2 protein-coding genes and 2 pseudogenes are annotated in these 6,106 nt (G+C 67.6%); 2 read left to right on the top strand and 2 right to left on the bottom strand.

Annotated elements, in window-relative coordinates:
• Nucleotides 1-128: 128 nt before the first annotated feature.
• Together EF387_RS50380 and EF387_RS46195 are read left to right on the top strand one after the other, a co-directional pair.
• Nucleotides 129-392 (top strand): annotated as a pseudogene (locus tag EF387_RS50380) (ISAzo13-like element transposase-related protein); the annotation flags it as partial.
• Between the two features lie 562 nt (nucleotides 393-954).
• The gene (locus tag EF387_RS46195; RefSeq protein WP_128382552.1) at nucleotides 955-1,611 is read left to right on the top strand and encodes a class I SAM-dependent methyltransferase; all 657 of its coding nucleotides are present in this window, start codon (nucleotides 955-957) and stop codon (nucleotides 1,609-1,611) included.
• Here the strand turns inward: EF387_RS46195 and EF387_RS49320 are convergent.
• Together EF387_RS49320 and EF387_RS46190 are read right to left on the bottom strand one after the other, a co-directional pair.
• A pseudogene (locus tag EF387_RS49320) lies at nucleotides 1,611-1,760 on the bottom strand (IS5-like element IS4811 family transposase); the annotation flags it as partial. The gene EF387_RS46195 and the pseudogene EF387_RS49320 overlap by 1 nt on opposite strands.
• A 331-nt stretch (nucleotides 1,761-2,091) precedes the next feature.
• Nucleotides 2,092-5,421 carry a S8 family peptidase gene (locus EF387_RS46190; protein ID WP_128382551.1) on the bottom strand — a complete coding sequence of 1,110 codons (3,330 nt, stop codon included), beginning with the start codon at nucleotides 5,419-5,421 and terminating at the stop codon, nucleotides 2,092-2,094.
• Nucleotides 5,422-6,106: the final 685 nt, after the last annotated feature.

Raw genomic sequence — 6,106 nt, 5'->3', positions numbered from 1 at the left:
TCACCCACTCGGTGAGCACCCCCAGCCGCACATCATCAGACAACCCCACCCACGGATGCATGACCCATCCAACGAGCAGAACACCGACCGGTCACGGCACCGCTTGACTCCTCAAACAACGGCATTGTCCGGGCACATCGAAGTGGAACCGGGTCGAGCACCGCCTGTTCTCCTTCATCTCGATGAACTGGCGCGCCCACCCCCTCACCAGCTACGAGACCGCCCTCAACCTGATCGCCTCGACCACCACCCGCACTGGGCTGTCGGTGACCGCCCGCCTGGACACCGGCTGCTACCCCACCGGCATCGAGATCAGTCAGCAGCACGCGGCCACCCTGACGATCCGCCCCGCCGGCTTCCACGGCGAGTGGAACTACGCGATCCCGCCCCAGCCCGGCATCCCCGATGTCCCCCTGCACCCGCCAGGCCCCAGGTCCCACCCCCGACACGCGCACACCTTCGGTTCGACCCTGGCCACCCACCCCCTCCTCACCGGCCTGGAACGCCACGACCTGGACCGACTCACCGTCAACATCCGCGACCGCCTCGACGCGCTGCCGCCCAAGCAGCGGCCCCGACACCGCAAGCTCACCACGGAGAACATCATCTGGGCCGCCGTACTCGACCAGCGCGGCCTGTCCTGCTCGCTCACCGCCTACCTCTTCCGCATCGGAGAGAACCAGGCCAGAGCCCTGATCAAACAGGTCCGCCCCCTCCTCGAGGAGCACGGCCACCACCCCGAGCTGATCCCTGCCCGCCTGATCGATCCCAGCGACCTCGTCGGCTACGTCATGCACGCGACATCCGCGGCCAGCAACCGCGACACGCTCCACTAATTCATCGACAGGCCCTTTTCAACTCGCTTCCTTGGACTGCGTCCGGCAGTCCGGGAGCGAGTGATCTTTGTTCCGGAACAGGGGGTGCATGCCGCAGGGACTTGAATGGACTGGGGCGATGAAGATCCTTTCGCCTCGTGCCCTGCGTGCTCTTGAACGGTTCAACGCCGCTTATCCCTGGGATCACAACGCCCACTACCACCGCTGGATCCTGCGGCAGTTGCCGAGGCGCTTCGACGGCGCCCTGGACGTCGGTTCCGGCAGCGGTGATCTTGCAAGGCTCCTGGCCGGACGAGCCGACACTGTGCAGGCCGTCGATTCCGATCCTGTGATCACAGCCCAGGCCCAGAAGTTGACTCCTTCCGGGCTCCCCGTCGCCTTCAGCGTCGCGGATGCAATAGCCGATTTTCCTGCCGGCCCTTACGACGTCATCACGTGCGTCGCCACGATCCACCACCTGCCGTTCACCCGGGCGCTCACCCGTTTCCGCCGTCATCTGGCTCCGGGGGGGACCCTGGTGATCGTCGGCCTGTCCCGCGCCCAGACCCCTGTGGACCACTTGCTCGGTGCCGTCGCGATTCCGGCCAACGCCGCCATGGGCTGGCTGAAGAACAAGGGTCGCCCCTCGCCGCGGCCCGTCTCCATGACGGCCCCTACTCGCTCAGCGGACATGACCTTCAACGAGATCGTCCGTGAAGCCAGAGACATCTTGCCCGGCGCACGGCTTCGGCGACGGCTGTTCTGGCGCTATACCCTTGTATGGAATCAGCCCTGAGTGGCCCGTGGCTTCCTCGACCAAGTGTCGGTGCGGGGGCTCTTGCGGGTGAGACGCCGGGCCATCATGGTGATGAGTGCCCAGTTCAGGTGTGCTTCGGAGTGCTGCGGCAGACGTTCGTAGTCGCGCGCGTTGCGGCTGGCGTTCAAGCGTTGAACGCCAGCCGCACCTTCACCACCGCCTTCCCACCCGCCGTAAAGCGGAGCTCCGGCGCGTCCATCAGACGGCCCACACCCTGCAACGTCGGCAAACTCACGATGATCTCCTTCAGTTACTTGTTGGGCTCAGCTCGCCCGCATCAGATCGGCCGGCGCGGCTGGACGGCAAGAGGATCTGCCGGGCCTGCTTCGGCTGCGGCGCCGTGCGCGAACCCGCCACACGCGACGCCGAGGGCGGATGGCCCGCCGGAAGCTCTGCTTCCGGCGGGCCATCCGTGTATGAGTGCGTTCAGCGAACCTGTCGGTGATCCACCGGATCAGGTCACTTCCCGTAGTACGCGTTGTAGATCGAGATCGTCGACTTGTTGCCCTTCTTGTCGGCGATCTTGGCGTGGAACGAGATCCCCTTGCCCTTGGCCGGGTTCGTGACCGCGATCTTGCCGTTCTTGACGGTGACCTTCTTCCAGGTCTGGCCGTAGTCGTACGACACGTACACCGACAGGGACTTCAGGTTCGAGCCCGCTGCCGAGCCCTGGACGGTCACCGGGACGGAGACCTTCTTGTTGGCCGGGGCCCTGCTGTCCAGGCCGACGGCCGCGTCGAAGCGGATCGAGGACGCGGGCAGCTTGGCCAGGTCGGCCTTCTTGGAGCGGAAGGTCCAGCTGGCGTCGACGCGGGTGGAGGCCGCGGCGACCTTGACGCTGCGCTTGACGGAGGTGGTCAGCTTGTACGCGGCGTCACCTGCCGGGACCTTGAAGATGCCCGCCCCTTCCAGCGGGTCGCTGTTCGAGCCGACCTTGGCGCCGTTGCGGTAGAGGGTCGTGGTGGCCGACGAGTAGAGCGACCCGCCGACGTGGGTCTCGCCATCGGCGAACAGCGGCAGGGAGCCGTAGATGTCGTTGCCCTCGCGGTAGATGCCCAGGTCGGAACCGATGCGCGGGCCGAAGACCCCCGCGTTGAAGGTCTTCTCGTAGCTCTTGCCGGCCTTGAAGGTCTGCGGAGTGCCGAGCATGTATTCGGCCTCGACGATCGGGAAGCCGTCTTCGTCGAGCCCGCCGTGCTGCTCGAAGCCGAGCTTCCACTTCGCCCCGCCCGCGGTGGACAGGTGCAGCGTACGCGTGCCGGGCAGCGTCTGCTGGATCCCGGTCGGAATGTAGCCTGGACTGCCGGACAGCTTGCCCTCGGCGAAAATCGCGCCCTTCTTGCCGCTCGACGAGGCGCCCAGACCGGTCTTCACCGTGGCCAGCTCACTCGCCTTGTAGTGCTTGGTGTAACCGGTGGCAAGCTGCTTGACCTTGCCGCCGACGATGATGTCGTACTCCTCGGCGGGCTTGGCCCAGAGACCGCCCCACTGCTGGTACAGGGTGCCGTCGGTGACCTGCGGGCCGGCGTGCGCGGTACGGAAGTTGGCGTACGAGTCCAGCGACCAGCCGAACCCCTCGTAGCCGTACGCCGTGCCGACGGTGTATGTCGGCCAAGCGGCCCCCGACTTCGCCTCCGCGTCGGGCACGGTGATGTCCACCGGCTTGGCGGTCCGCGCGTCCACCGTGATCGTGGCCTTCTTGGTGACGCTCAGCTTCGGCTGCGCCACCCAGTCGATACCCTTGGCGGCGTCCTCCGGGTCGACCAGGATCCCCGTGTTGAAGATGTAACCGCCCTTGGGAACACGGACCTTGACCGTGCCGGACTCGTCGTAGGGGGCGTACCACTTGCCCTGTGCCAGCCCGGAGACACCGACCAGGTTGGCGCTGTAGTACTTCGCCGGGTTGCCGTCACGGCCGAGGAACTTCAGCGTGACGTCGTACGCCTCCGCCTCGCGCTGCACTGCCGCCGCCGTGCGTACGCTCTGGCCGCCGCCGGTCGCGGTCACGTACGCGGAGTAGGCGCCGTCGACCGTGCCGCCCAGCTTGGTGTTGACCGTGAGGTCGGCGGAGGCCGAGCCGCCCGCCGGGACGGTCAGCGTCTTCGCGCCGAGCGTGAAGAAGCCGGCCGGTGCGGCCTGCCCCTTCGGGTTGGTGGCCGCCACCGCGAGGGTCAGCGTGACGTCGGTCGTCCCGAGGTTCTTGTACGTGAGCTTCTCGGTAACCGGCGTGTCGTCGGTGTGCGGCCATTGCTGGAGGCCGAAGCTCACCGACGGCGGGTCGGCGACCACGGTCTGCTTGATGGCCTTGTCGATCTGGATCCGGCCCGAACCCTGCTGGAACGGCGTGTAGGCGCCGCCCTTGGCGGAGCCGGTCAGCGCGCCCTTGAGCTGGGTGTACGTCCAGTCGGGGTGCTGCTGCTTCAGGATCGCCGCGGCGCCCGCGACATGCGGGGTCGCCATCGACGTACCCGAGATGCTCACGTAGCCGGCCGGCTTCTCGCCGACCTCCTTGGCTATGACGCTGCCCGGGGCCGAGGCTGCCGTGATGTCCACGCCGGGCGCGGTCACGTCGGGCTTGATCTGTCCATCGAGGCCGGGGCCCATGCTGGAGAGCTCGGCCAGCTTGTCCTCGTCGTCGACTGCGCCCACGGTGAGCGCGGCTTCCGCGCTGCCCGGGGAGCCGATCGTCTGCTCGGCTCCGTCGTTGCCCGCGGCGATCGTGAAGAGGGTGCCCGTCTCCTTGGACAACTTGTTGACCTGGGCCTCGAGCGGATCGATGTCGGGAGTGTCCACGTCGCCCAGGCTGAGGTTCACGACGTCGGCGCCCTGCTCGACCGCCCAGTCCATACCGGCGATGATGCCGGAGTCGTCGCCGTAGCCGTCGTCGCCGAGCACCTTGCCGCTGAGCAGCTTGGCTCCGGGCGCGACGCCCTTGTACTTGCCCGCGGACTTGGCGCCCGTACCGGCCGCGATGGACGCCACGTGCGTGCCGTGGCCGTGCCTGTCGATCGCGTCGGCGGCGGTGGAGAAGTTCTTCTCGGCGACGACCTGACCCTTGAGATCGGCGTGGGTCCCGTCGACACCGGTGTCGAGGACGGCGATCTTGACGCCCTTGCCGTCGTACCCGGCGGCCCACGCCTCGCCGGCGCCGATCTGCGGGACGGACTTGTCGAGGCTGGCCTTTCGGACCCCGTCGAGCCACACGTGGGCGACACCGGAGGCGGTCCTCGCGCCGTCGAACCCCGCGTCGGTGACCGCGGCCCACAGGTCGGGCGCGTCATCCTTGGGCGTCAGCACCGCGTCCGCGTTCAGCGACTTGAGAGTCCTGCGGACCTCGGTGTCACCTGCGTCACGGACGTCCGCCTTCGCCGCAGCGGCCGCGCCGCGGTAGCCGACGATCAGCTTGAGTCCCTGCTTCTGCGCCTTGCGGTTGGCCGACTTGTTGAGCTCGGTGACGTCGAAGAGCCGCTGGTCGAGCTTGCCGGTGGCGATCAGCCGCGCGGCGTCGGCCGGCACGACGAGGGTATGTCCTTCGGCCTTGCGGATCTGGACGGGTATCCCCTCACGACCCTTGGCCCGCTCCAGGCCGATGACACGGCCCTTGGCGTCGACGACGACACGGTCGCCGGTGATCAGGGTGATGCGGTGCTTGGGCGCGGTCTGCACGGCCGAGGCGCCGGCCGGGTCATTGGCTGCACGCTCGGCCTCCGCCGACGCCGGGCTGGTCATGCCCGCTGCCAGGGCCACGGCTGCCGCCGTGGCGATCGTGGCCGCGCACGCTCTTTTCACTTGTCTGCGCAAGTCTCCCCCTGGAGGCTTTCTGAGAACTTGTTGTCTTCCGGGTGTAATCGCTGGGTTTCTGCTGGTCAGGCGCAAATTTGCCGCCGCCGCCTTCGCCATTGACGCGGTGTTCCTCATGTCGGCTCGTAAGGACCAGGGTTCGCTTTCGCCCGCCCGCTCGGACTTCCCCCGTCGCTTGTGGCGTGATGATGGCCCATCGTGCCCTTGAGCTTGACCACCTCGGCTCAGCACCCCCGCGTCACCGGTGACGCACCCGAGGCTGGGGACCGCCATCGGTCACAAGCCGGAGCAGTCGACTCCTGTCCTTGCAACTACCACCGCATGACAGCGACTTCACGTCGCACTGAAAGCGCGAGGCTGGAGCGATGGTCAGCGACAAGGGTGCGGTGACGACAATGGCTTTGGCTGGGCTCGGTGATTGTCGACGGGTGGGTGCGGGAGGGGAAACCGTCCTGGCCGCGGCGCGGGCACGTTCAGCAACGGACATCGGTGGCAAAGCCTTTCAACAGTGGCGAAGACACTCCGCCAGCGTGCCCGGACCCCATTGACCGGATGCTGGCCCAACCTGACCGGCTGATCAGGTGGGCGGGGTGGAGCTGTACGCACCGTTCCCTGTTCTCCGGGCTCCTGACGGGGCGTCTGTGTTACTCGGTGCGGAGGCCGTCCGGGCGCA

The organism is Streptomyces cavernae, from assembly GCF_004023625.1.
Taxonomy (GTDB): domain Bacteria; phylum Actinomycetota; class Actinomycetes; order Streptomycetales; family Streptomycetaceae; genus Streptomyces; species Streptomyces cavernae.
The sequence above is the reverse complement of the archived record's forward strand: the minus strand, read 5'-3'. Positions and strand labels throughout refer to the sequence as shown.

Bases quoted from the DNA above. Each gene is read 5' to 3' on its own strand.
- EF387_RS46195 (WP_128382552.1), top strand. From the start codon at position 955: ATGAAGATCCTTTCGCCTCGTGCCCTGCGTGCTCTTGAACGGTTCAAC.